The organism is Brevibacterium sp. CSND-B09, from assembly GCF_052906525.1.
Genome location: NZ_JBREGI010000001.1, coordinates 2,892,622 through 2,915,172 on the forward strand (window position 1 = coordinate 2,892,622; position 22,551 = coordinate 2,915,172).

The 22,551-nt window shown below is 65.5% G+C and carries 27 protein-coding genes; 12 read left to right on the plus strand and 15 right to left on the minus strand.

The genetic code is table 11. The annotated features are described in order from the left end of the window. The first annotated feature begins 15 nt into the window (after positions 1–15). A complete protein-coding gene (locus ACU4IU_RS12945) occupies positions 16–816 on the plus strand; it encodes a sulfite exporter TauE/SafE family protein (protein WP_139908880.1) in 801 nt (266 codons plus the stop codon). A gap of 225 nt (positions 817–1,041) precedes the next feature. On the opposite strand, the gene ACU4IU_RS12950 is transcribed toward ACU4IU_RS12945, so the two are convergent. Both ACU4IU_RS12950 and ACU4IU_RS12955 read right to left on the minus strand, forming a co-directional pair. Beyond that, positions 1,042–1,734 (minus strand): hypothetical protein, encoded by a 693-nt coding sequence (locus ACU4IU_RS12950; protein WP_446656938.1) that lies wholly within the window; start codon positions 1,732–1,734, stop codon positions 1,042–1,044. 146 nt (positions 1,735–1,880) lie between these two features. Next, the gene (locus ACU4IU_RS12955) at positions 1,881–2,084 is read right to left on the minus strand and encodes a DUF5808 domain-containing protein (RefSeq protein WP_446656939.1); all 204 of its coding nucleotides are present in this window, start codon (positions 2,082–2,084) and stop codon (positions 1,881–1,883) included. A gap of 325 nt (positions 2,085–2,409) precedes the next feature. Between ACU4IU_RS12955 and ACU4IU_RS12960 the strand changes: the two genes are divergently transcribed. Both ACU4IU_RS12960 and ACU4IU_RS12965 read left to right on the plus strand, forming a co-directional pair. Continuing rightward, positions 2,410–3,492, plus strand: a complete 1,083-nt coding sequence (locus ACU4IU_RS12960; RefSeq protein WP_446656940.1) for a GmrSD restriction endonuclease domain-containing protein — start codon at positions 2,410–2,412, stop codon at positions 3,490–3,492. Between the two features lie 190 nt (positions 3,493–3,682). Then, the gene (locus tag ACU4IU_RS12965) at positions 3,683–5,284 is read left to right on the plus strand and encodes an AMP-binding protein (protein ID WP_446656941.1); all 1,602 of its coding nucleotides are present in this window, start codon (positions 3,683–3,685) and stop codon (positions 5,282–5,284) included. A 3-nt stretch (positions 5,285–5,287) separates the two neighbouring features. On the opposite strand, the gene ACU4IU_RS12970 is transcribed toward ACU4IU_RS12965, so the two are convergent. Together ACU4IU_RS12970 and ACU4IU_RS12975 are read right to left on the minus strand one after the other, a co-directional pair. After that, a complete protein-coding gene (locus tag ACU4IU_RS12970) occupies positions 5,288–5,827 on the minus strand; it encodes a PaaI family thioesterase (RefSeq protein ID WP_446656942.1) in 540 nt (179 codons plus the stop codon). Position 5,828: 1 nt separating this feature from the next. Then, positions 5,829–6,263 carry a PaaI family thioesterase gene (locus ACU4IU_RS12975; protein ID WP_446656943.1) on the minus strand — a complete coding sequence of 145 codons (435 nt, stop codon included), beginning with the start codon at positions 6,261–6,263 and terminating at the stop codon, positions 5,829–5,831. A gap of 76 nt (positions 6,264–6,339) precedes the next feature. On the opposite strand from ACU4IU_RS12975, the gene ACU4IU_RS12980 reads away from it, so the two are divergent. After that, a complete protein-coding gene (locus tag ACU4IU_RS12980) occupies positions 6,340–6,873 on the plus strand; it encodes a GNAT family N-acetyltransferase (protein ID WP_446656944.1) in 534 nt (177 codons plus the stop codon). Positions 6,874–6,909: 36 nt separating this feature from the next. Here ACU4IU_RS12980 and ACU4IU_RS12985 read toward each other — a convergent pair whose 3' ends face one another. Both ACU4IU_RS12985 and ACU4IU_RS12990 read right to left on the minus strand, forming a co-directional pair. Continuing rightward, positions 6,910–8,139: a calcium:proton antiporter gene (locus tag ACU4IU_RS12985; RefSeq protein WP_446656945.1), complete on the minus strand. Its 1,230-nt coding sequence runs from the start codon at positions 8,137–8,139 to the stop codon at positions 6,910–6,912. A 449-nt stretch (positions 8,140–8,588) separates the two neighbouring features. Then, positions 8,589–9,122, minus strand: a complete 534-nt coding sequence (locus tag ACU4IU_RS12990; RefSeq protein ID WP_446656946.1) for a hypothetical protein — start codon at positions 9,120–9,122, stop codon at positions 8,589–8,591. Between the two features lie 79 nt (positions 9,123–9,201). Here ACU4IU_RS12990 and ACU4IU_RS12995 point away from each other — a divergent pair, with 79 nt between their 5' ends. Then, a complete protein-coding gene (locus ACU4IU_RS12995; protein WP_446656947.1) occupies positions 9,202–9,828 on the plus strand; it encodes a TetR/AcrR family transcriptional regulator in 627 nt (208 codons plus the stop codon). 70 nt (positions 9,829–9,898) lie between these two features. On the opposite strand, the gene ACU4IU_RS13000 is transcribed toward ACU4IU_RS12995, so the two are convergent. The 4 genes from ACU4IU_RS13000 to ACU4IU_RS13015 form a co-directional block, all read right to left on the minus strand. After that, positions 9,899–10,465: an NADPH-dependent FMN reductase gene (locus ACU4IU_RS13000; RefSeq protein ID WP_446656948.1), complete on the minus strand. Its 567-nt coding sequence runs from the start codon at positions 10,463–10,465 to the stop codon at positions 9,899–9,901. After that, entirely contained in the window at positions 10,462–11,709 is a 1,248-nt protein-coding gene (locus ACU4IU_RS13005; RefSeq protein WP_446656949.1) for an LLM class flavin-dependent oxidoreductase, read from the minus strand. Before ACU4IU_RS13005 ends, ACU4IU_RS13000 begins: the two co-directional genes overlap by 4 nt. 62 nt (positions 11,710–11,771) lie before the next feature. Continuing rightward, positions 11,772–12,218 carry a MarR family winged helix-turn-helix transcriptional regulator gene (locus ACU4IU_RS13010; RefSeq protein ID WP_259357489.1) on the minus strand — a complete coding sequence of 149 codons (447 nt, stop codon included), beginning with the start codon at positions 12,216–12,218 and terminating at the stop codon, positions 11,772–11,774. 167 nt (positions 12,219–12,385) lie between these two features. After that, a complete protein-coding gene (locus tag ACU4IU_RS13015) occupies positions 12,386–12,874 on the minus strand; it encodes a DoxX family protein (protein ID WP_259357490.1) in 489 nt (162 codons plus the stop codon). 304 nt (positions 12,875–13,178) lie between these two features. Here ACU4IU_RS13015 and ACU4IU_RS13020 point away from each other — a divergent pair, with 304 nt between their 5' ends. The 5 genes from ACU4IU_RS13020 (at position 13,179) to ACU4IU_RS13040 (ending at position 17,811) form a co-directional block, all read left to right on the plus strand. Further along, positions 13,179–13,712 carry a MogA/MoaB family molybdenum cofactor biosynthesis protein gene (locus ACU4IU_RS13020; RefSeq protein ID WP_181270673.1) on the plus strand — a complete coding sequence of 178 codons (534 nt, stop codon included), beginning with the start codon at positions 13,179–13,181 and terminating at the stop codon, positions 13,710–13,712. Positions 13,713–13,726: 14 nt separating this feature from the next. After that, a complete protein-coding gene (gene fdhD / locus ACU4IU_RS13025; protein ID WP_446656950.1) occupies positions 13,727–14,608 on the plus strand; it encodes a formate dehydrogenase accessory sulfurtransferase FdhD in 882 nt (293 codons plus the stop codon). A 44-nt stretch (positions 14,609–14,652) separates the two neighbouring features. After that, positions 14,653–15,795, plus strand: coding sequence for an aminotransferase class V-fold PLP-dependent enzyme (locus ACU4IU_RS13030; protein ID WP_446656951.1), 1,143 nt, complete (start codon positions 14,653–14,655; stop codon positions 15,793–15,795). 334 nt (positions 15,796–16,129) lie between these two features. Further along, positions 16,130–16,363 carry a hypothetical protein gene (locus ACU4IU_RS13035; RefSeq protein ID WP_446656952.1) on the plus strand — a complete coding sequence of 78 codons (234 nt, stop codon included), beginning with the start codon at positions 16,130–16,132 and terminating at the stop codon, positions 16,361–16,363. Positions 16,364–16,500: 137 nt separating this feature from the next. Beyond that, on the plus strand, positions 16,501–17,811 hold the full coding sequence (locus ACU4IU_RS13040; RefSeq protein ID WP_446656953.1) for an MFS transporter: 1,311 nt from the start codon (positions 16,501–16,503) through the stop codon (positions 17,809–17,811). A gap of 46 nt (positions 17,812–17,857) precedes the next feature. Here ACU4IU_RS13040 and ACU4IU_RS13045 read toward each other — a convergent pair whose 3' ends face one another. Genes ACU4IU_RS13045 through ACU4IU_RS13060 form a run of 4 tightly spaced genes read right to left on the minus strand, consistent with a single transcriptional unit; the run spans position 17,858 to position 21,427 of the window. Further along, positions 17,858–19,036, minus strand: coding sequence for a hypothetical protein (locus tag ACU4IU_RS13045; protein WP_446656954.1), 1,179 nt, complete (start codon positions 19,034–19,036; stop codon positions 17,858–17,860). Further along, entirely contained in the window at positions 19,036–19,887 is an 852-nt protein-coding gene (locus ACU4IU_RS13050; RefSeq protein ID WP_446656955.1) for a cytochrome c biogenesis CcdA family protein, read from the minus strand. The genes ACU4IU_RS13045 and ACU4IU_RS13050 overlap by 1 nt, the downstream gene beginning before the upstream one ends. Beyond that, a complete protein-coding gene (locus ACU4IU_RS13055) occupies positions 19,887–20,624 on the minus strand; it encodes a DsbA family protein (protein WP_446656956.1) in 738 nt (245 codons plus the stop codon). The genes ACU4IU_RS13050 and ACU4IU_RS13055 overlap by 1 nt, the downstream gene beginning before the upstream one ends. Beyond that, positions 20,624–21,427, minus strand: a complete 804-nt coding sequence (locus tag ACU4IU_RS13060) for a DsbA family protein (RefSeq protein WP_446656957.1) — start codon at positions 21,425–21,427, stop codon at positions 20,624–20,626. The genes ACU4IU_RS13055 and ACU4IU_RS13060 overlap by 1 nt, the downstream gene beginning before the upstream one ends. Before the next feature lie 123 nt (positions 21,428–21,550). Here ACU4IU_RS13060 and ACU4IU_RS13065 point away from each other — a divergent pair, with 123 nt between their 5' ends. After that, positions 21,551–21,910 (plus strand): hypothetical protein, encoded by a 360-nt coding sequence (locus tag ACU4IU_RS13065; protein WP_446656958.1) that lies wholly within the window; start codon positions 21,551–21,553, stop codon positions 21,908–21,910. Continuing rightward, positions 21,904–22,056 carry a hypothetical protein gene (locus ACU4IU_RS13070; protein ID WP_446656959.1) on the plus strand — a complete coding sequence of 51 codons (153 nt, stop codon included), beginning with the start codon at positions 21,904–21,906 and terminating at the stop codon, positions 22,054–22,056. The genes ACU4IU_RS13065 and ACU4IU_RS13070 overlap by 7 nt, the downstream gene beginning before the upstream one ends. Before the next feature lie 58 nt (positions 22,057–22,114). Here the strand turns inward: ACU4IU_RS13070 and ACU4IU_RS13075 are convergent, their stop codons facing one another. Beyond that, positions 22,115–22,531, minus strand: coding sequence for a ChaB family protein (locus ACU4IU_RS13075; protein WP_446656960.1), 417 nt, complete (start codon positions 22,529–22,531; stop codon positions 22,115–22,117). Positions 22,532–22,551 lie beyond the last annotated feature (20 nt).

Consider the following 22,551-nt stretch of genomic DNA (forward strand, 5'->3'; position numbering starts at 1 on the left):
GGTTTCCCGCCAGTCATGGAATTCCTCGGACTCGTCCTCATCGGCTGCCTCGTCGGCCTGACCACCGTGCTCTTCGGGTTCGGCGGCGGCTTCGTCACGGTCCCGATCATCACCCTCGTCGATGCGGATCTCGGACATGACACGGCACGGGTGGCGGCGGCCACCTCGGCGCTGGTGATGCTCGTCAACGCGATCGTCGCGACGGTGTCGACGAAGCGATCCACGCTCGCCCATCTGAAAGGGCGATGGTGGCTGCTCGGGCTGCTCGCGCTGGGCGGGGGATTGGGTGCGTTCGCAGGACGATTCGCACCGGACGCGCTGCTGCAGTGGGGATTCGTCGCGTACATCGCGGCCACTGCCATCGATCTGCTCGCCCGGCCCGGATTCTTCCGACGCAAGGCCGCGGTCGTCGATGACGTTGGCGAAGTCAGCGAGGGAGGCCGAGGAATCGCAGCGGTCTGGGGTGTGCCGATCGGTGGGCTTGCGTCGTTCCTCGGCGTCGGCGGGTCGGTGATGACGGTACCGATGATGCGCCGGTCCGGGGCCACGATGACCGTGGCCACGACCCTGGCCAACCCCCTGACCTTGGTGATCATGAGCCCGGCCGTGCTCGTAACGATCCTGACCCCGGCGGCGATCGATGCCCCGGGCATCGTGGGATCACTCGACCTGGTGGCGGCCGCGGCGCTGCTCATCGGCGGACTGCCAATCATCGTGTTCCTGCGCCGTCGGGTGCCGAAGATCCCCGAGATCCTCCACGCCTGGGGGTATTTCGTGTTGCTTGTGGCGGCCGGGGTGGTCGTCGCCGTGGCATAGTGCCTCGGCCGTTTGGCGAATTGGTCAGCCGGTCCAGCAGCGCGTGTGCGGGAGCTCAGATACTTGCGCCTGCGCCGACCGCGCACGCTAGCGTCGACCGCTCACCTCAGCCACGCGAGTCCTCACCGACCGCTCGCATGAGCGCCGAGCGCTCGCCTCAATCCGCAATGCGTGTGCGCTCGAGGCTAACCCGAGCGGTCGACGAGGGTGGGTCAGAGAATGTGATCAGCCGTCCCAGCGGCGTTGGCGCAGAATAGGTGGCAGGCCGAAGTAGATCGGCGGGCGGGCCGAGGCCGGACGCGCAGTTTCCGAAGAAGCAGCCGGTGGTGACGGTTCTGCCGTGACAGCGTTTCCCGCGACAGTCGCACCTTCCGTGCCGCCTCCGGAATCACTCACATCGCTTCCGCTCGCCCCCAGCGCCCAGGCGCTTTCCCAACTGATCAGTTCGCCGGCGTGGCAGACGGGGTCGCCTCCGCTCGACGGAGGCTCGGCCCACATCCACAGGTTGATCCCGTACTCCATGAGCACCAGCTTGTGGGAGGCCTCTCGTGACGAGTTCTCCTTCACCAGAGCCGTCCGCAGCTTCGCCGAGGCGTCCTCAAGATCCGTCCACCCGTCCTGCCGGTGCGGCAGAAACACCCACGTCCCCGCGGGGACGAGATTGGGCACGAGCCCTTCGAGGGCGGCGATCTCAACCGAGTCCCCGAACGCATCGAGCATTTCCCCGAAACACGCACGGGCCACCTCGGGGGAGGGCGCGACGACGAGGTGGTGGGCCGCCTCGGTGCGCACCTCATCCGGGGAAAGATGAGTGAACGGATTCGCGCGCATCGACCCGAGCACCTGCGTCCAGTGCCCCGGCACCGTCCCATCGGCCAGGAACCCGGTGGTGCGCGGACGCTCCTCATCGTGTCGCATCGAAAATCCTCCTCGCCGAGGCTGCTCGCCGTTCCCTTCCATCATGCACCCACCCGCCGGTGGAGTCAGATGGGAAGAGGACAGTCAGAGCGCGCCGAAATCGGGCCACACCTTGGGCGAGCAGAGCCTAGCCCTCGAAAGATGAGTCAGAAGAACACGGCCCAGACGACCACGATGACGAGAATGACTCCGGCCAACCAGACCCAGGGGCTGCCGAAATTGGCGGTCCATCCCCAGCCGTAGCGCTTCGGGATCAGCGGAGCGCGGTCTCGCATCGATGCGTAGAAAAGGCCCAGCTTCCAGTTGGAATCGTCCTGGCGGAGGGCCTCAACGTCGGGATCCTCGCTCATTGAACATCACGGCTTTCCGAATTTCGAAGACAAGTGCAGTTGACAGTCTATGCCCGTGCACCGCACGCTCAGCGACTGTTGCCTGGCCTGTTTTCACGCTCACGATCTGGTGCTCCTCCGGCCCGGTTGTCCTCACATCTCACCAAGGTCGGTCGCGTATCTAACGAATGGGATACGTTCCGGCCGATCCCGTGCCATCATCGCCCGGCCCGCCCTACACTGATCGGAGTGGATCGAGCAGCGGCATTCGTGTCGGCTCGGTCCACGACCACGTCTGAACCACCTCGCCCCAGTGGCGAGCCTGCACGCCCGAAAGCCCACGCCCTTGCTCTCTTCCTCACGCCGCGCACTCGCGGCACTTGCAGCAGTCCTGTCCCTCGGCCTCCTCTCCGGATGTGCCGAGGATGCCGATCCGACCGTCGACACCGTCTCATCCGGCGCCGCCGACCCCACACCCACACGTGGGGCCTCGGAGGCAAGCGAGGATATCCCCTCGCCGTCGGATTCCGATGACACCGACGAAGCCGGCGAAGGAGACGAAGGCCGCGCGGGCAGCGCGGCGACGGGGACCGCCTCGGCGATGTTGGACGAACTCACGGTCAAGGGCCGGGCGCCGAAGACCGGCTACGACGGTGACCTGTTCAAATGGCGTGCGGACACCGACCACAACGGCTGCGACACCCGCAACGACGTGCTCCGCCGCGACCTCACGTCCATCACCCTCAAGGCCGGAACTCACGGATGCATCGTGCTGGCTGGAACGCTAGACGACCCCTACGCCGGTGAGACCTACGACTTCGACCGCAGCGCGAACGCCGTCGACATCGACCATGTCGTCGCCCGCTCGAACGCCTGGCAGACCGGGGCTTTCAAATTCGATGACGAGACGCTGAAAGAGTTCGGCAACGACCCACTCAATCTGCTCGCCGTCAGCTCAAGCCTCAACCGACAGAAGGGCGACGGCGACGCCGCGACCTGGCTGCCGCCGCACAAGTCCTACCGCTGCGAATACGTCGCCCGACAGATCGCCGTGAAGCACAAATACGAGCTGTGGGTGGTCCCAGCGGAGAAGGCCGCCATGGAACGCATCCTCGACAACTGCGACGACGAACCGGCCTTCGCCGAGGATGTCGACTGGCCCGGCCCCGGTGACGGTGACGATGTCACCACGAAGGAAGAGACCCGCCCGGCGAAGCAGAAATCCTCGAGCTCAGGATCGTCGAGTTCATCGAGCCCGGGATCGTCGTCGAGCGGAACCACGAGTGGATCGTCCAGCAGCTCCGGCTCGTCATCCTACTTCGAGAACTGCACGGCCGCCCGCGAAGCCGGCGCCGCACCCGTCCACCGAGGCGACCTCGGCTACGGGTCCCACCTCGACCGCGACGGCGACGGAGTCGGCTGCGAATAGCTGAGGCGTCACGCTCACATTCGCATGGAACCGAAGCGCGGACAGGAAACGGTCGCGCCGCCGGACGTTCGTCCGCCTCGGCGAGGGGTGGTGTGCACGAGGTCACATTCGCTCGGTAGTCTGAAGTCCAATACCGTCGCAGCTGCGCCTGCCGACGGCCGCCACGATCATCGACGATGAGGAGATTCCCATGTCCGGACTCGATACCGCCCTGACTCCGCTGCGCTTCCTCGAGCGCTCGCTCGAAGCTCACCCGGATCGGGAGGCGATCGTCGACGGGCCCCGCCGCTTCACCTACCAGCAGATGGCCGAGACCGTGCAGAACCTCGCCGAAGGACTGGTCCGACGCGGGCTCAATGCCGGCGACACCGTGGCAGTGCTCGCACCCAACAGCGCCGAGGCGCTCATCGCCCACTACGCCGTGCCGCTGGCCGGCGGTGTGCTCGTCATGCTCAACACCCGACTGGCGCCGCCCGAGGTCGAATACATCCTCGGCCACAGCGAAGTGAAGTTCTTCTTCGGCGATGCCGGACTCCTCCAGCCGGTCATCGATGCCGGGGCAGCGAACGCCGTCGAAACGATCGTCGTCCACCCCGACGAGGACGGCACCCCAGGTGAGGTGGCCGCCGCGGATCTCAGCGTGGAAGCCTACGCCGACTGGACCGCCTCGGCGCCGGAATCACCCCGCGCCTACGAGGTCGAGGACGAAACGGCGACGATCACCGTCAATTACACCTCGGGCACGACGGGCCGGCCGAAGGGCGTCATGTACACCCACCGCGGGGCGTACCTGAACTCGCTCGGCGAGGTCATCACGCAGGACTTCCCGGCTCTGACCAAGTACCTGTGGACGCTGCCGATGTTCCACTGCAACGGCTGGTGCACGACCTGGGCGCTGACCGCGGTGTCGGGCACGCACGTGTGCATCCGCGCAGTGCGCGGGCCAGAAGCCTGGCGGCTCATCGACGAGGAGAAGATCACGCGGATGGCCGGTGCTCCCGTCGTGCTCAACACCATCGCCGGGGCCAAGGAGGCCCACGACCTAGGCGGATCGCTGTCCATCACCACTGCCGGCGCCCCGCCGTCGCCGACGACGATCGCCCTCCTCGAGGGGCTCGGCATCGAGGTCATCCACGTCTACGGGCTCACCGAATCCTACGGTCCGTACTCCTCGTGCGAACCGCAGCCCGAATGGTCCGGCCTGCCGGTGGAGGAGCGTGCGAAGCTGAAGTCCCGCCAGGGGGTCGGCATGATCAGCGCCGAACGTATGCGCGTGGTCGAGCTGCGCGACGACGATGTGCTCACCGACGTGCCTCGCGATGGGGTGACGATGGGCGAGATCGTCATGCGCGGCAACAACGTCATGAAGGGCTACCTCAACGCGCCCGAAGCCACCGCCGAGGCGTTCCGCGGTGGTTGGTTCCACACCGGCGACCTCGCCGTGATGCACCCCGACGGGTATGTCCAGATCCTCGACCGTGCCAAGGACATCGTCATCTCCGGCGGAGAGAACATCTCGACGATCGAGGTCGAGCAGGCTCTCGTCGCCCACGAATCCGTCGCCGAGGCGGCCGTGGTCGGAATGCCCGACGAGAAGTGGGGACAGCGACCCTTGGCCTACGTCGTCCTTGCGCCCGGCAACGAGGTGACCGAAGCCGACCTCATCGCATTCGTCAAGACCCGAATCGCCTCCTACAAGGCCCCGGCCGGAGTCGAATTCGTCGATGAGCTGCCGACGACCTCAACCGGCAAGATCCGCAAGAACGCATTGCGGGAGATGGCTGGGAGCTGAGGTTCAGGCCGATTCGAGAGGGAAGACCAACAAGCTGCTCGTTGCCGTCGCGACGGTCTTGCCTGCTGCGTCGACGACCTCGCCCTCGGCGAAGGTGACCCGACGTCCCGGTTTGGTGACTCGGCCGGTGGCGACCAGAGGGCCGCTGTCGGCGGTCACGTGGCGCAGGTAGCTGACATTGATGTCGATCGAGGTGTAGCCCATGCCCGCGGGCAACAGCGAATGCGCGGCACATCCGAGGACCGAATCGAGCAGAGTGCAGACCAGTCCACCGTGGACAGTGCCGATCGGGTTGTAATGGGATTCGTCGGGACGGCAGGTGAAGGTGACCTTGCCCCGTTCCACCTCGGTGAGCTCCATTCCGATATGTGCGCCGATAGGCGCACCGGGGATCTCACCGTCGGCGATCTTCTGCAGGAGATCGATGCCGTCGAGGTGAGGCATCTGCTTGAGACCGATGGTCGGATCGCCCCAAGCGATGGTCGTTTCGCGAGGGTCGCGTGCGACCCCGTCGCGCAGCTTCGGCTCAGCCTCGGTGCTCATCTCAGTTGCTCCCTTCGGGCATGGGGACGTTCTGGAGGCGCAGCTGGCCGCGTGAGAGCTGCTTGCCGCTGACCGCATCCGTGATGATGATCTCCCAGAGCTGCTGAGTGCGTCCCTGGTGAATAGCGTTGCCTTCGACATTGACGCGGGCTCCCGTGCTCGGGCGCAGGAAGTCGGTGGCGTTGTGGACGCCGACGGCGAACTCGCCGCGCTCAGCCACGGCGTATGAAGCGCCGATGCTGCCTGCGCTTTCGACGATGGTCGTGTACACGCCGCCGTGGATGACGCCCCATGGAGTGTGGTGATTCTCGTCGAGTTCGGCATAACCCCGCACCGAGGTGGCCGTCACCTCCTCGACGACGAAACCGGAAGCAGCGACGAATCGACTTGCCGTCTCCAGCGAGACATCGGGGACAGGGGTGTTTGGTGAGCTCATGGTCTCTCTTTTCGGCTCGGGGATGTGTGTTTCATCGAGCCTACAATGGAGGCGAAATGCTCGAGAGAGGGCGAGGATGTTGCTTGAGACGAACGCGGTACTTCGAGAGATCGATGATGATCTCCTCGATCAATTGGTCGCTGTTGCCGTGAATGATGCGACGGCGGACGAAGTGACGCCGCCGCTGACTCCCGGAGACACCTGGAGTACAGAGCGGATCGAGTGGTTCGTGAGCTACCACCGGTCCTGCCGCGCAGGCTTGTCGGGGCCGAGCGGGGAATCCACCTGGGTCATCGTCAGCGGAGGAGACTGCCTCGGCTGTGTGCGTCTCAAACGCACATCGAGAGCGGAGGTGCTCGAAGCCGGAATCTGGATCCGGCGGGCCGCTCGGCGATCCGGAGTCGGTCTCTCGGCGATGACTGCACTCTTGGATAAGGCACGGTCAGCTGGAGCCACGGCCGTCTACGCCGAAACGACGGCCGAGAACCGTGCATCCCAATCACTGCTGCGAAGCGCCGGATTCACACTGACGATGCCCGGCGGTCGCGACGGATCCGACGGCGCGGTCGAAGCCGTTATGGCGCTCGACCGGAGCGGGCGACCTCGGTGATCCGAGGCCGACTCCAGCTGCAGCCTCAACTCCAACTCACGCGAAGAGCGCGAGACCGAACACGACGAAGATGATGAGATGAGCGGCGCCTTGGACGGCGGTGACTCTCTTGCCGGCGAACCCGATGATGGAGACCAGGAGCGTGATCGCCAGCAGTGCGAGGTTGATCGGGGCCTCGGCGAGCACGATCTGCTGATCAGTGAGCATACCGATGACCAGAACCGTCGGAATCGTCAGCCCCACCGTGGAGACCTGAGCGCCATGGCAGAGGTTGCTCACCCGCTGGATCTCGCCGTTCCATGCCGCTCTGATCGAGGTGAGCGTCTCGGGCAGGAACACGATCATCGCAATGACCACCCCGGACAAAGCAACAGGAGCACCGAGGCGGCCCAGGCCGTCATCGAGGAGCGTGGCCATATCGTGGGAGAGCAGCACAATCGGCAGCACAGTGGCGACGAGGAGGACCAGCCGGAGGGCGATCTCCACGCGGTGGGTTGAGAGGATCTCGACGATTCCGTGAGACGCGTCGTCAGGCTGGGTGTCCGCCTCGGGTCGGGTTGATTCGGGCCGGCCGGCCGCCTCGGTGGGGGAGGACTGCGTCGTTCCGGCAGTCGATGAGTCGCCCGCCGAAGCAGACCCGACGGTGGCCACCTCGGTGAATTCGTGGGCCTGCGGTCCCATCTGTCGGTAGAGGAAGAAGACGTAGGCGCCGACGGTGACCACGATGATCGGGATCTCCTGCCAGATCTTGTAGGCGCCGTCGGGGGTGCCGATGAGGGCGGGCACGGCGAAGGCGAGGGCGGCGAACACGACGATCATGACCAGGTAGTTCGAGACGCCGGTGCGATTGTGGGTGAGTGCGCCGTGGCGCAGTCCGCCGACGAGCAGGCAGAGGCCGATGACGGCGTTGAGGATGATCATCGACACCGCCATCACCGAGTCGCGGGCGATCGTCGCGTGGTCGCCAGGGCCCAGCAGCACCGCGGCGATGAGGATGACCTCGATGAGGCAGATCGAGATCGTCAGCACGAGTGAGCCGTAGGGATCGCCGAGGCGGTTCGCTAAGTGTTCGGCCTCGGTGACGACTCCGAAGGCGCAGATGAGGATGACCGCGATGATGACCACGAGTGCGGTCACGAGCAGCGGCAGGGGGACCGGCGGGGCAAGCAGAGAGCCCATGAATTGCAGGGCGATGAAGACGCCCCAGCCGAGGACGAGTCGCAGGATTGCGGTCGGCGTGATGATGGAGCGGAGGGCGGCGGTCATGAAGGTCTTCCTGTCTCTGAGGCCGTCCTCATCGTGAGTCTCACTCAGCCGGGTCGTCCCGACTGGTTCCTTCCGCGTTCAGGTTATCCAGGCCCGCTTGGCCCGGCAAATCGGGTGATCTGGGGCACCGGGTGACCTGGGGCGCTATTGCGGGGAGTGCGCGCCGTCGGCCACATGGGGAGCGTGTTGGAGGGCGTGTGCCGTTCGCCGGCCGGGAATGGGACGCAGGGAGCGCACAAGGAGCCCGAGCCCGCAGAGGGAGCCTCACACCGATGGCTGTTTCGGCACAGATTCCTCTGAAATGGCCACTCTCCTCGCTGTGAAATTCAGAGCAGGGTGTATCGACTCGCTGGATCGAGTAGCCGCTACGGCACTATTGAGTTTGAGCAGCCCACGTTTGAAACAGTGCTGCTCGTCCTCAACCGTGCCGCCAGCCACCACGTTGCCGATCACTTCTGTCGCGCGCGGTCGACGAGGCTGCTCAGTGCTGATGTGTCGGAGCCGTTCCGTATCGCGTCGTGATTGCTGAAGGGAATACCCGACTGCAGACCCCGCCCGCCGCAGGTGATCGCTTCGCCGAGCAGGCTCAATCCGATGCTCAGTGTCATAGGACGAACGGCTTCTTCGGCGCCGATGAGCTGAGCTCCGAAATGCAGGCCCAGCCCTGCGAGCAGGCTACATGCCCAGATGATCATCGTCTTCACCGTGTATTTCTGGTGGAGAGCCCCGTCTCGTTCGAAGAGGACCGTGGATGCTCCGCGCAGCATTCCGAAGCTGACACCGACCACCACCGAGGAGGTCAGGAAGGTGACGTTCGCCGGTGTCCAATGGCTGAATCCCCACAGTTCCTTGATGGCCAGTCCCAGCAGGATCAACGGTGGAATTGCGAGATCTTTGGCGTCGACGGGCTCTCCGCGGAAGCGTCGAACGATGACGACGACGATGACGGCTATGACTCCGAGGGCGATGAGGAGGGGTGACATGGGCGATCTCCTTTGACGTGTTAGCAGGCTCGTGCTAAAACGATAGCACGTTGTGGCAGAAGTGTGCTATAAAAGATCTATGCCGAAATTCGTCGACCCTGTTCAGCGCCGTGAGTCTATTGCTGATGCGCTCTTCGCCATCGTCCTCAGGCAGGGGCTCTCCAAGGTCTCGCTGCGGACCATCGCCGATGAAACCGGCTTGGCCATCGGCTCCATCCGGCACTACTTCTCCGGCGCCGACGGGATCGTGCGTTTCGCGCTCGAGACCCTCGTCGAACGTGTCGGAGATCGGCTGGAGGCACGACTGGCCGACATGCTTCCCAAGCTCGATGCTGGGAGCATCGATCGCGATCAGGCCAAAGAGCTGACGGTCGACTTCCTCTCCGAACTGCTGCCGCTCGACGAGACCCGGCGGCGGGAGTCGGTGGTGTGGCTGGCCTTCGAAGAGGAGGCGCGCACGACACCGGAGCTTGGCGACGTCTTCGAGACTTCCGTGCGCGGCACCCGTGCTCTCATGGCCCGAGTCGTTGAGAGTATGAGTGCCCGCGGAGTCCTGCACGCGGGCCTCGACGCTCAAGCCGAAGCCGAGACCCTCGCTGCCCTCATCGACGGGTTGACCCTGCGCTCGGCGCTTCACCCCGAGGTTCTTGCTCCTGAGCGTTCCCGCGAGCTCCTCGCTGCGCACCTTGAGAAGCTGCGCGCCTGACCTTGGTCATGGGGCGCTTCACACAGAGTTCGCATATTCAGACGGTGGGCGGACCATCGCTCTTGAACGATCAGAACCCGTAGGCTGCGTCCCGCTCCTCTCGGATCGAGGCGAACGTGCGGGTGAGTACGACGGTGTCCTCGACGAGACGGTCGAGGCGCTGGAGGACGTCGTGGCTGACGATCTCGCCGCGGTGCAGGTCGCTCTCGCCGACGAACACATACGGCTGGACGACCTGCGCCTTCATGTACGTCAGGATCGGCAGCAAGTGCTGGGCCGGAATGAGATAGTGCTTCGATGAACCGGCCGTGGCGATGACGCCGACGACCTTGTCGAGGAAGGCACTCGTCGGCAGCAGATCGAAGACGTTCTTCAGCGCCGCCGGGATCGACGCCTGGAAGATCGGGGTGCCGATGATGATCGCATCCGCGTCCATGAGTTCCCGGGCCACCCGACCGGTATCACCGGTGTACTCGGTGAAGTTCCGACCGTCGGCGAAGACCATGTCCGCCTCGGCGAGATCGATGACGCTCAGCTCGATGGTCGGGTCGTAGGCGGTGGCCGCCTCGGCGAGGTGATCGATCACGGTCCGGGTCTTCGTCCCGACGTTCGAGCCGGACAGCAGGACCATCTTCATGCCAGCGCCTCCTCGGCAGAATCGAATGCGGAACCAGCAGAGCCGGACGCAGAACCGGCAGGGCCGGACGCTGAACCGGCGGATTCGGTCGGCGGATCCGCAGGCGCGGTCGCGGTGTACTTCTTGACGGCGGGCAGGATCTCGGTGCCGATGATCTCGATCTGCTTCATCACGTCGGCATAGGCCATCCCGCCGAAGTCGACCTGTGCGAGATAGCGCTGATGACCGAAGACCTCATGCTGGTGGAGGATCTTCTCGATGATCTGCTGAGGGCTGCCGATGTTCGCGATGGACGCCGGGTGGACGCTCTGCGCGAAATGCTGCTTGGGCATGCCCTGCCCGTTCGTGCGCTTCATCCCCTCGTTGATGTGCGGATACATCGCCTGTAGCGCCTCTTGCGAGGTCTCCGCGGCATGGAAGAATCCCGCCGTGGCGATCGGCAATATGGCCGGATCGAATCCAGCATGCGCGGCCGCGCGACGGTAGGCATCGACGGTGCCCTTGAACACCGAGGTGGTCCCGCCGAGGTGGGCCATGACCATGGGGACCCCGGCTAGTCCCGCCTTCACCGCGCTCGCCGGTGCCCCGCCGACGGCGCGCCAGATGCGCAGCGCCTGGCCGGTGGGGCGGGGGAGGACCTCGGCGTCGTTGAGCGGAGCCCGGAACTGCCCGGACCAGGTCACCTGCTGTTCGCGGTTGATCTTGAGCAGCAGATCGAGCTTCTCCTCGTAGAGCTCTTCGTAGTCGCGCAGATCGTAGCCGAGGAGCTCGAACAGACCGACCCGCGAGGCGCGACCGGCGACGAGCTCGGCACGACCGCCGGAGATCAGATCGATCGTCGCGAAGTTCTCGAATACCCGGACCGGGTCCGAGGTCGACAGGATCGTCGAGGAGCTGCCGATGCGGATCGTATCCGTGGCTTGGGCGATGGCACCGAGGATGGCGGCATGGGCCTGCGAGGCGAAGAACTCCTGATGGCTCTCGCCGAGGCTGAAGAAGTCGAGTCCGGCTGCCTCGGCGGCTTGGGCGTAGCCGATGAACTCGTGGACGCGCTGGCCGGCGTCGACGCGTGATCCGTCGTGCGGGTCCGGCAGATGGTCGCCGAGGCTGTAGATGCCGAACTGCAGTCCCTGGCCTTGGTCGAAACCGAATTCGTGCATATAGTTCGGCTGCTGTGACGGCAGGGATTCGGTCGTTTCGGAATGCTGCTGAGGGGTGGTGTGCAGCTGCGCGGACTCGCTCAAGGTGTCTCCTCGTGACGGTGACGAAAATGTCATTTGCCATGTCAACTGAGACGGCCGCGGGATTATTCCCGCGGGTTCTCGCCGCGCTTCCGGCTGGTGTCGTAGAGCTTCTTCATCAGTGCGTGCAGCTGCACCTTCTCGTCCTCGCTCAAGGAACCGTCGAACAAAGACGCCTGCTGTTCCTGCTGCGAGGGAAACGCCCGTTCGAGGAGTTCGCGGCCCTTGGGTGTCAGCGAGATGTGTTTGGTCTTCCAGTCCTGTTCGCGAGAGATCAGGCCCTCGGACTCGAGCCGGGCGAGCATGCGGGAGATCCCGCCGCTGCTGACGGTCAGTCCTTCGGCGAGAGCGGACTGCGTGATCGGCTCGAAATTGCGGATATGGGCAAGGGCTTCGAACTGGGCGACGGTGAGCCCGAACTGCCGCAGGTGCTCATTGGAGAGCTGGTTGCTGTTCTGGACGAAGCGGGCCATGCGCAGCCAGATCAGCGTGCTCAGGCTCAGATCATCCACCGCTTCTCCTTCTCCTGACTGCGTAGTGGCCGCCGGCGTCGTGATCGCCGCGAGCGGCCATCCCGACCTGCCCTCACATTACCTGCGGCGTGCGAGGGGTCGGAAATGGTCCGCGGCGAGGGTGGTGACGGCGTTGGGCAAGCCAAGTGCCTGGCGTTTGCTGTAGCTCAGGCGTCAGCGGCCACGGCGCGAGATGCGCTCGAGCGCTTACGTCCCTTGCCTGCCTTGCCTGCCTTGCCGGCGAAGAGGAGGCGGTCGACGCTCAGACGGCCAGGACCTGCAGCGGCAATCAGCAGAGCGCCTGCGGCCAGTGAGGCGACGAGCTCCCAGCCTCCCTGATCGACGAACGGGGTCGGGGTGAGGTGGACGATGATCAGGGCGCCGATGACATTGGCTGCCAGCAGGAATCCGACGATGGGAGTGAGCGCACCGAGGATGAGCAATGCTCCGCCGATGAGTTCGACGAAGGTCGCGACCGGGGCCGCGATATCGGCCATCGGCACTCCCATCTGCGCAAACGAATCGCTCGTTCCGGCGATGGTCCACTCATTGAACTTCTGCCACCCGTGGGCGATGAAGATCGCGCCGAGGCCGATCCGGGCAATGAGAGTGATGATGTCGCGGGCAAAGGTCGGCAGTCCGGTCGTTGCGTACACGGTGATCTCCATGATTGGTTGAAATTGCAATCACACGGTATGTGCCGAACATGGCAATACGCTGGCAATCCCTTATCGCCAACGAGGCAAAGCAGCGAGAGCAGCCCTCAACGATTCGTCCCTTGCGTTGCCGTCTCTTCCCCGCGACTCGGGGTCGTGCCGTCTCTGGTCATCCCCGACCGGAGTGGGACAATGGTGGCAGTAGCCGTGCCTCGTGGGTGAGCGCAGGGATCGCGAGCGGGCGCACGTACCAGATGTGCTGCTTACGGGTGCGATTGAAACTGATTGGGAAGAGGGCAGATAGGTGAGCGAAGAGAACAGCGAGCTCCTCGGGGCGGGACGCAAGGCTGCGGTCATCATTGCCTCCACCTCGGCGGCCAGGGGAGAGGCCGCGGACACGACGGGTCCGATCCTCGTCGATTGGCTGCGCGGCCGCGGTTATGAGACTCCCGAGGCTATCGTCGTCCGCGACGGCGAACCCGTTGGCGACGCACTCAAGCAACTCCTTGTCGACACTCCGGAAGCCGACCGTCCTCGCGTCATCGTCACGAGCGGCGGCACCGGGCTCGCTCCCGACGATCGCACTCCGGAATTCACTGCCGAGCTCCTCGAGCGCCAGTCCCCGGGCCTCATCTATGCGATGTGGCGCAAGGGTCTCGAGTCGACATCCTCGGCGGTGATGAGCCGCGGAGTCGCGGGAGTGCGCGGACGCAGCTTCGTCATCAACTTCCCCGGTTCGAAGGGCGGGGTCAAGGACGGAATCACCGTCATCGACGACCTCCTTGAGCACATTCAGACCTCCGTCGAGGACACCACCGACCACGGCCCCCGGGTCTGAGAGAGGAACGGAGAATGCAGATGCGCAAGGCCGTGCGAGCCCGGGTCTATAAGTTCGACGCCACCGGTGAGATCTCGGCCGGTCCGGATTCCCTGGCAGGCGAGGAGCCGCTGGAGATCCAGCTCAACGGTGAGCAGTACACCGTGACCATGCGCACCGCCGGACACGACGTCGAACTCATCGCCGGTTATCTGCTCTCCGAGGCGGTCGTGACCTCGATGGACGATATCGAAGAGGTCAATTTCTCCGCCGGGCTCGCCCCCGATGGCAGCCGGAACTACAATGTCGCCCAAGTGCGTCTGGCTCCTGGGATCTGGAATCCAGAGACGGCTCCGGCCCGCAACGTCTACACCTCATCCTCGTGCGGGATCTGCGGAACCGCGGCCGCCGATGCGGTGACGAAGACCTCCGCGTTCCCGCTCATCCCCGCCGCTTTTCATGTCGAGGACCAGGGGGAGTACGAGTTCCCGCAGCTGCTCTCCGCCGCCCGGATCGGTGAGCTGCCCGATCGGCTGCGGCAGACGCAGGAGATCTTCGACAAGACCGGCGGAGTCCATGCCGCTGCGCTCTTCTTCGTCGGAGACGACCCGAACGCAGAACCCGAACTGCTCGTCGGTCGCGAGGACGTCGGCCGGCACAATGCCGTCGACAAGGTCATCGGCTGGGCCATGGCCAACCGTGGCCTGCCGCTGCGATCGACCGTCCTGCAGGTGTCCGCGCGGGCATCGTTCGAACTCGTCCAGAAATGCGCGATGGCCGGCATCCCGATGATGTCCGCCGTCAGCGCCCCCTCGGCGATGGCCGTCGACTACGGCAAGGACGTCGGCGTGAGCGTCATCGGCTTCAACCGCAAGGGCAAGTTCAACGCGTACTCGTATCCAGAACGTGTGGCCTGAATTCCCCGAGGCGGCCCCGCCTTTCCGGTGCTAGATTCGCTGGCATGGACATCAATGACGATCCCACCGGCTTCACCTCCCGCCTGACCATCGCGCAGGCACGCACCGAATGGGACGTGCAGACGGCCTTCCTTGATTCCTGCTCCTACGGTCCGCCGCCTCGGCGCGGATGGGATGCGCTGCAACGGTCCCTCGACGAGTGGCGGGTCGGAAGCGTGCCCTGGCCGCGATGGGCGGAATCGGTCGACACCAGCCGTGAACTCTTCGGTCGCCTCGTCGGCGTTCCTGCAGCTCAGGTGGCCACCGGGGCCGCCGTATCCCAACTGCTCGCCCCGATCGCCGCGGCGCTGCCCGACGGCGCGGAGGTCCTCATCCCCGACATCGAGTTCACCTCCGGGGTCTACCCATTCGCCGTCCACGCCGATCGCGGAGTGCGGGTGCGCACCGTGCCGCTTGACTCCCTGGCCGAGGCGGTCGACGAGTCCACGACGCTCGTGTCCTTCTCCGCCGCACAGTCCGCGACCGGCGGGGTCGCCGACATCCCGGCGATCACCCTCGCCGCCCGCGAAGTCGGAGCGCTCACCGTCCTCGACGGCACTCAGGCCGCCGGATGGCTGCCGCTCAATGCCACTGACGTCGACTTCCTCGCCGTCGCCGCCTACAAGTGGCTGTGCGCCCCGCGCGGGACGGCGTTCCTCACGATGCCGTCGCAGTTGGCAGCCGCAGACGATGACCATCCGCACCGTGCGGAGTTCTTCGACCGACTCAAGCCTCTGGCCGCAGGCTGGTTCGCAGCAGGGGGAGCGGCCAGCTACGGGATGCCGATGCATCTGGCCGACGGTGCTCGCGCCTTCGACATCTCACCGGCCTGGCACTCGTGGGTCGGCACGGCTCCAGCGCTCGAACTGCTGCTCGACGTCGGCATCGACCAGATCCACACTCATGACATCGCCTTGGCCAACCGTTTCAGAACCGGGCTCGGCCTTGCAGAGTCGAACTCGGCGATCGTGTCGATCGACCTCGGAATCGTCGACCGGTCCTGGCCCGGTGCCCCCGACCGACTCGACGCGGCCGGAGTCAGGTACTCGCGGGCCGGAGGAAATATGCGCTTCGGTTTCCACCTCTTCAACGACGAGTCCGACGTCGATTCGGCGCTCAACGCTGTGATGGACACGGCGACCGTCTGACGGGAGTTGGTGGCTGCTCCTGTCAGACGGTTGCTCTGCGGGTCGCCTCGGCGCTGAACCCCGAACCCTCAGCAATTCGGTAACGCAGGCATAACAATCGCCCGCCCCCGCTCGGGAAGCCCCCAGCCAACCGGCCCCGCCGGTCGCGGTAGTACGGCTTTTGTGAAAATTCTGAAACATTCAACAATTTCTTCATGTGGCAATCCGAGCCCGAACTCGCAGGCTAATCTTGCTGTCGGCGCCTGTCCGGTGCGAATGGAATGGGCGCGGCTGACAGACCCCGGCACATTCCGCCCGCAGTACGCGGCGATGCCGACAACAAGATGGAGTGACGATGACCTACACGCTGCAGGCCGTTGAGAACTCGGCTGACAATGCGAACCTGATCAGGCGATTCCGGAACGGGGCACTCATCGTCATCTTCGCCTCCGTTCTGTGTGGGCTGCTGGCGCGGAATGAGGCACATCCGGTGGCCGTGGCCCTCGCCGTCCTCGTCGGCGGTGCCGGCATCCTCGCCATCGACATCGCCTTGGCCTACCGCTCCTCGGTGCGTCGGTCGAGGGGCTGAGTCAGACCCGCACGCATTCTGCTTACGCAGTGCTGTGCCATCGCAGGTGCATCGCCGCACCTGAGACGCCGCCGCACGCGCCGCCCGTCTCCGGCTAGCATGCTGAGTTGGAGCATGCCGGCGACAGGAGGTGGACAATGGCCGACCAGGGCCAGCAACCGGATCAGAAGACACCTGGCATCGGTCTTCTCACCGTCCTCCTCGGCGCCGTCGCCGCCGGGCCCATCATGCTCTACGGCCTCAGCGCCACGAGCGATTCCATCATCGCCGAGCTCGGCATCTCCGAAGCCCATTTCGGCCTGCTCGCCACCACCTGCTTCGGCGCCGCCGCGATCGGCAACGCCACCCTCGGCCGTCTCGCCGACCGGCATACCGACCTCTCCCTCATGGCGTTCATCTTCGTCCTCGCCACCCTCGCCCTCGTGCTCGTGGCCGTGCCCGACGGATTCTGGATGTTGCTGCTTGCCGCCGCCCTGTCCGGCATCGCCCAATCCTTTCCCAACGGAGTGACCAACCGGATCCTCCTCGAGCGCGTCCCGGACACGAAACGCATCGGCTGGGTCGGCATCAAACAGTCCGGAGTCCAGGTCAGCCAGCTTGTCGCCAGCCTCGCCTTCCCCGTCCTCGCGCTCGGCATCGGCTGGCGCGGCGCGGCACTCACCGTCGCGATCATCCCGCTCATCCTGCTCGCGATGACCTGGTATTCCTTGCGCACCACCCCGCTGTTGACCGCTCCGAAAACCTCAACCGACACCGCCAACGAGGCAGCCGACCTCAACCCTGACACCGCCGAGACCGGCACCCCTGCCGAGACCGACACCCCCGCCGAGGCGGCCCGCCCCGGCCCCGGACCGTCACCCGCCCGTCCGGCCAAGCACCCCGGAATGGTGTGGGCCCTGGCGCTGTTCGGGCTCATCAACGGCATCGGCGTGCAGGCGACGAACGTGTACATACCGCTCTTCGCCGTGCGCGAGATGGGCTTCAGCCTCGTCCTCGGCGGCGCCACGGCCGCACTGGCCGGCGTCATCGGCGTCATCGCCCGCGTCACCTGGGCCAGACGCATGGCCAAAGGCGCCTCGGGGCCGCGCCTGCTATTGGTCCTCGCCCTCATCGCACTGGCCGGGGCGGTGCTGTTCCTCATCGCCGACGCGGCCGGGTGGGCCCTGCTCGTCTGGGGCGCCGTGGCCTTCCACGGCATCTCCGCGCTCGGCGTCTCGGTCGTGCTCATGGCCGCACTCATGCGTGCGATCCCGGCGTCCTCGATGGTGTCGGCCAGCGGCATGGTCACGGCGGGAATGTTCTTCGGCTTCGCCCTGGGCCCGCTGCTCATGGGCATCATCGTCGGCTCACCCGGCGGTTTCGGCCTCGGCTGGATCACCGTCGGCATCACTTATGTGCTGTGCGTGATCCTCGCGTTCATCCTCATTCGTGTGAGTTCCCGCCGCTGACGACAAACGCCGGTGATAGCGCGGCCCCGGCCACTGCCAGCGGCAACTACCCCTCGCCCGAGTCCTCGACCACGCGATCGGTGGCCAGCAGAGTTCGGTCGCCGGCGCGCAGGGTGCCCACGCCCGCGGGGGTGAAGACATCGGGGATCGCGACGATGCCCGACTCGCCGGCCTTGTACCCGCGCGCCAACGACCCGGTGGTCGCATTGTGCACCCGCAGCTTCCCGCCCTCACGCAGATACAGCAGCCCACCGGCCGCCGCCTCGAGGCGCACCGACTGCGGCACCGACACCGGCAGCTCAGTCTTCCCGAGATCGTCGATGACCGTGATCCCCGACGTCCCGAGCGTGACCACGGCCTGCGTATTCGCATCGCGGGCGACTCCGCACGCATCGTCATCGAGCAGATCGCCGGTTTCCCGATCGAACACCGGCCCGTCCCCGTCACCGGCATCGAGGTGGATGAAGCCTTCCCCGGTCGCCGCGCCCGCAGCCGCCGTGAGCTTCTCGGCGTCCCAGCCGTTGTCGGCCAGTGAATGCTCCCACACGGTCGTCCCTTCCTCGCTGGCCACGAGCTTGCCGCCCGTGCTGTCGAGGATCAGACCCTGATACTCGCCGAGGTGGCGCACCCCTCCCGCGTTCCCGCCGTCCGAATCGTCGACCGGTTCCCCGGTGGCAGGGTCGAGCACGACCGTTTCGTCCGCGGGTGCATCCTCGGGGGCGAAGACCGCGCCCGGGCCACGCAGCGGGCCGGGCACGTCGACTGGTCCCCACGCCTTCTTGCCGGACTTGAGGTCATAGGCGCTGGCGGTGACATCGTCGTCGCAGTCCGTGCTCGACTCCGAATCAGTGAGCACCGCCAGGGGAGTGTCTCCGTCGGCGGTGACGGTGAAGCCGGTGCACCCGCTCGGACGCTCGGCCTGCCACAGCTGCCTGCCCTTCGTGTCCACCGCCGAGTACATCAGTGATTCCTCGCCGGAATCGGCGGACAGGAAGACGGAACCGGCTGACTGCACGGGCAGATCCCAGCCCGGTTCGACGAGTTCGAGCGGTTCGACGATGAGTGGCAGCTGCAGGTCCGACGTGTCGGCCGCTTTGAGATCGGTGCCGACCGTCTCCGGGTTGCGGTCGAAGTCCTCCGGTGTATTGCCGAAGGAGCACCCGCTGAGCACCAGAGCGAGCGTCGCCGCTCCGGCCGCCAGGCCGGACATTCTGCGATTGCGCATCAGTGCCTCGCCTCGGCGGCCCTGCGCATCCGGCGGCGTTCGTGAAGGAACCACCACACCAGCGCGGCTGCGGCAAGCAAGCAGACGACGATGATGTCCACTGTCGTCGACGACCACGAACCGACCCACTCCTGCATCCTTGCCAGCGAACTCGTCGACACCACCGACGGTGCCGACACCAAGCCGTTCGTGACCCAGAAGACCACGCCGATGAGGATGAGCAGCAGCCCGGTGACCATCGACACGACCGGCAGCTGACGACCGAAGACCGTGATCGAACCGCCGCGCAGCACCTTCCTCCCGCGTGCGCCCAACCGAGACCAGAGTGCGGCGATGATGAACAGCGGCACCACCATGCCCGCCCCGTAGATGGCGAGCATGAGCCCGCCGAGGACGATATGCCCCTTCGCCGCACCCAAGGTGAGAACGGCACCGAGGATCGGTCCCGCGCAGACTCCGGCGATCCCGCTCGTGGCACCGAGCAGGAACGTCTTCGTCCATCCTGTCGCGGTCGACGATCTGGTGCGGGCCGCCTCGGCGCCGGGAAGATACTTCGCTGGATCGAAACCGAACCCGAAGAACTGAACCAGCCCCAAAATGATGAGCACGGCCGAGGCGATGCCGACGATGAGGCTGCGATGGTCGGAGAACAGCGACCCGAGCGTGCCCGCGCCCATGCCCAGCGGGATGAGCACGAGCAGCATGCCGAGGTAGAAGACGAGACCATGGCCGACCAGCTTCGAGCCGGTGCCGACGGTGGAACCGAAGAACGCGGGCAGCAGGAGGGCGGCGCACGGGCTGAGCAGGGCGAGCACACCGCCGAGGAACGCGCTGAGCAGGGTGATGTCCATCAGTTGGCTCCCTTCTTCGACTCTTCGATGGCGTCGACGAAGACGTCGGTCGGCTGCGCACCGACGTACGGTTGGCCGTTGAGCAGGAATGTCGGGGTGGAGAACGCACCGAGGTCGGTGCCCGTGGACGCGTTCTCCTCGACCGCCTCGGCGGTGGATTTCGCGTTCATATCCTTGGTGAACCGGTCGACGTCGAGACCGACCGTCTTGGCCGCCTCGGTGAGTGCCTCGGGGGTGAGCTCACCGGGGGAGCGGGGTTCACCGTCTTTGAAGAGTTCGGCGTGGAACTCCCAATGCTTGTCCTGCAGTGCGGCCGCATAGGCGGCCTTCGCAGCCTGCACCGAGGCGGAGCCGAAGACATTGACCTCGCGCCATTCGATGCGCAGATCCCCTTCGTCGACGTACTCGAGCATCTTCGGCAGGGTGTCCTGGCTCCAGGCGGCACAGAACGGGCACTGATAGTCGGAGAACACGACGAGGGTGACCGGGGCGTCGGCCGGTCCATCGGCCAGCGGGTCATCGTCCTTGGCGGTGGCGTCTTGGTCGACGTCGGCCTGTTCTGGGTCTTCGACCTCGGTGACGACGGGGTTCGGTTCCGGGGGCGACCCGGCGGTGGGCGCGGAGTCCTCGCCGGTGTCGTTGACGAGGATGAGGGCGATGAGGGAGGCGGCCACGGCGATGACGAGGATGGGGATCCACCACCGGACGTGCACCCTGGGTGCGGCGTGTTTGGCCATCAGGACTGTCCGCCCGAGGTAGCGGGAGTCGCGCCGTCCGCACTGTCGGTGGCCTCCGCCTCGGCGAGGGCGCCATCGATGGCGTCGACGAATTCCTTCGTCGGCTGTGCCCCGAGGATGGGGGTGCCGCCGATGACGAACGCGGGCGTGCTGGTGACCCCGATGGATTGGGCCTCCGACGAATTGGTCTCGAGGTCTTCGTGCGCCGTGACCGCGTTCATGTCCTGGTTGAACTGCTGCCCGTCGAGGCCGAGGTCCTCGGCGAGGCTGATGAGTGCATCCTGCGACAGCTTCGATTCCGACCGGTGCTTGCCGTCTTCGAAAAGAGCATTGTGGAATTCGAGGTAGGCGTCCTGCTTGCCGGCGGCGAAGGCTGCACGGGCGGCTGTTCCGGAGGCCTCGCCGAAGACCGCGAGGTCGCGCATCTCCAGTCGCAGATCACCGTCGTCGACAAAGTCCATGAGCTCCGGCAGGGTCTCGTCGTTCCAGTTCGCACAGTACGGGCACTGGTAGTCCGAGTACATGATGAGAGTGACCGGGGCGTCGTCATCGCCGACGGCGCGAGTGTCTTCTGTGTCGTGGCGTTCGAGGAAGCTGAAGTCCGGTTCGTCGCTCGTCTGATCGGTTCCATCCCCGGAGCCGTTTGCACCGGATGAGCCAGCAGAACGATCGGGTGTCTCCGAGGCGGCGGAGTCGGAGGAGTCGTCCTTGTTGACGACGACCACGCCGATGAGAACGGCGGCGAGGGCGACGATGCAGATGGGCACGAGCCAGAACATTGGGCCGCGTTCCGACCTGAGCACAGATTCCTCCGAAGGACGACGAGCGCCGAGGACCCGTGGAGCGGGGGATCGGCAGGGGATGGTGCATTGCCGATTCTACCGATCTGCTGTTCCCTGTCAGACCGAAGACCTAGAATAGAACACATGTCTGAATATGATCCTCCGGCGTGGATGATCCGCTACCGGAACTTCAAAACGCTGTGCTCCTACGTCTGTGGTGAGTTCATCCGCTTCTATCTCACCACCGGCTGCGATCAGATCAAGTATACGCATTCGCAGATCACCGAGGGTCTGCCGAACTATTCGTGTCGACTGGACTCCGACGACGGTTCGGTTCTGCTGCTGCCGCTCGACGACTGGGTCGAACGTCTGGACGAGGTCATGCCGCTGGTGCGGACGTGGCTGGGCGAGCATTCGGATCTCAAAGGGTGCAAACCGGAGAAATCGCACTACCAAGGCGACCGCTACTGGTTCACCCGCTGGCAGGAGGCCAACCCGTGGTGACGGTAGGCTCCTCGGCGGGACTCGACTGCGGCCAGGCGTGCCACGGTAGAATCTGGGCCATGCGCAAACGTGTCGTCATCATCGTCCTGGCCGCACTGGCGGTGCTCGGGCTCGTCGCCGGTATGCTCGGCGGCACTCCCACCTGACCGTCGGCGCTGATCGGCATTGCCGAAGCGATCAGAACTGGTGCCGCAGCAGACGGTCTCAGGAGTTCTTCTTCGTCCTCCGGCTGCTTTCCTTTTCGAGGGCGTCGACGAGTTCGCTCTTCGTCATCGTCGATCGACCTGCGATGCCGAGATCTCTCGCCTGCTGGTAGAGGTGGTCCTTCGTGGCGTTGGCGTTCACCCCGCCTGCCGTTGCTCCGTCGGTGTTCTTTCCGCCGGCGCTCTGTGCGTCCGAGGGACCGGGCGTTTCCTTGGTCACCCATTCGTCGCCGACCTTCTCATAGCTGTGCTTGAGAGCGGCATAGGCGACTTGGTGCGCTCGCTGCTCATCGCCGTATTCGGCAAGAGCCGAGTCAAAGGCCTTGGCGAAGGTCCGCTGAGCCTTACTGCTCGACTTCTTCAGGGTCGAGGGCAGTTCGGAACTCTTCGGCTTACCTGACTTCGTTGTCTTCGGCATGGTGGAACAGTTTCCTTCCG

Coding starts and splice junctions, on each gene's coding strand:
- ACU4IU_RS12990 (WP_446656946.1), bottom strand. CDS start 9,122: ATGTCACCCCTCCTCATCGCCCTCGGAGTCATAGCCGTCATCGTCGTC.
- ACU4IU_RS13040 (WP_446656953.1), top strand. CDS start 16,501: ATGGCCGACCAGGGCCAGCAACCGGATCAGAAGACACCTGGCATCGGT.
- ACU4IU_RS13050 (WP_446656955.1), bottom strand. CDS start 19,887: ATGGACATCACCCTGCTCAGCGCGTTCCTCGGCGGTGTGCTCGCCCTG.
- ACU4IU_RS13035 (WP_446656952.1), top strand. CDS start 16,130: ATGACCTACACGCTGCAGGCCGTTGAGAACTCGGCTGACAATGCGAAC.
- ACU4IU_RS12965 (WP_446656941.1), top strand. CDS start 3,683: ATGTCCGGACTCGATACCGCCCTGACTCCGCTGCGCTTCCTCGAGCGC.
- ACU4IU_RS12945 (WP_139908880.1), top strand. CDS start 16: ATGGAATTCCTCGGACTCGTCCTCATCGGCTGCCTCGTCGGCCTGACC.
- ACU4IU_RS13030 (WP_446656951.1), top strand. CDS start 14,653: ATGGACATCAATGACGATCCCACCGGCTTCACCTCCCGCCTGACCATC.
- ACU4IU_RS12980 (WP_446656944.1), top strand. CDS start 6,340: ATGTTGCTTGAGACGAACGCGGTACTTCGAGAGATCGATGATGATCTC.
- ACU4IU_RS12970 (WP_446656942.1), bottom strand. CDS start 5,827: ATGAGCACCGAGGCTGAGCCGAAGCTGCGCGACGGGGTCGCACGCGAC.
- ACU4IU_RS13075 (WP_446656960.1), bottom strand. CDS start 22,531: ATGCCGAAGACAACGAAGTCAGGTAAGCCGAAGAGTTCCGAACTGCCC.
- ACU4IU_RS12995 (WP_446656947.1), top strand. CDS start 9,202: ATGCCGAAATTCGTCGACCCTGTTCAGCGCCGTGAGTCTATTGCTGAT.
- ACU4IU_RS13045 (WP_446656954.1), bottom strand. CDS start 19,036: ATGCGCAATCGCAGAATGTCCGGCCTGGCGGCCGGAGCGGCGACGCTC.
- ACU4IU_RS12975 (WP_446656943.1), bottom strand. CDS start 6,263: ATGAGCTCACCAAACACCCCTGTCCCCGATGTCTCGCTGGAGACGGCA.
- ACU4IU_RS12985 (WP_446656945.1), bottom strand. CDS start 8,139: ATGACCGCCGCCCTCCGCTCCATCATCACGCCGACCGCAATCCTGCGA.
- ACU4IU_RS13065 (WP_446656958.1), top strand. CDS start 21,551: ATGTCTGAATATGATCCTCCGGCGTGGATGATCCGCTACCGGAACTTC.
- ACU4IU_RS13000 (WP_446656948.1), bottom strand. CDS start 10,465: ATGAAGATGGTCCTGCTGTCCGGCTCGAACGTCGGGACGAAGACCCGG.
- ACU4IU_RS12950 (WP_446656938.1), bottom strand. CDS start 1,734: ATGCGACACGATGAGGAGCGTCCGCGCACCACCGGGTTCCTGGCCGAT.
- fdhD (WP_446656950.1), top strand. CDS start 13,727: ATGCAGATGCGCAAGGCCGTGCGAGCCCGGGTCTATAAGTTCGACGCC.
- ACU4IU_RS12955 (WP_446656939.1), bottom strand. CDS start 2,084: ATGAGCGAGGATCCCGACGTTGAGGCCCTCCGCCAGGACGATTCCAAC.
- ACU4IU_RS13055 (WP_446656956.1), bottom strand. CDS start 20,624: ATGGCCAAACACGCCGCACCCAGGGTGCACGTCCGGTGGTGGATCCCC.